Origin of the sequence: Bacillus sp. SIMBA_074 (assembly GCF_046534555.1) — a bacterium.
GTDB lineage: Bacteria > Bacillota > Bacilli > Bacillales > Bacillaceae_G > Bacillus_A > Bacillus_A mycoides.
The window spans coordinates 1-289 of the sequence record NZ_JAWRYM010000347.1; the positions used below are offsets into that span (position 1 = coordinate 1).

General features: G+C 45.0%; 1 protein-coding gene. It reads left to right on the forward strand.

Annotation, left to right across the window (positions count from 1 at the left end):
• Positions 1 to 289 (forward strand): Hsp70 family protein (locus SB773_RS31105; protein ID WP_410594118.1); only part of this gene is annotated, 289 nt, incomplete at both ends.

A 289-nucleotide genomic window follows, 5' to 3' on the forward strand; every position in this document is an offset into this window, starting at 1 on the left:
GAAGCAGAGCTGAATGCTGAAGCTGACAAACAGCGCAAAGAGCAAGTAGAAATTCGCAACGAAGCTGACCAACTCGTGTTCACTACTGAGAAAACACTGAAAGAAGTGGAAGGTAAAATCGATCAAGCAGAGATCGATCGTGCGAATGAAGCAAAAGACAAAGTGAAAAAGGCGCTGGAAGGCGGCAATCTCGAGGAAATCAAGTCTACGAAAGACGCATTGTCCGAGATTATTCAACAAATTTCTGTGAAGCTGTATGAGCAAGCTGCTCAAGCACAGCAAAATGCGC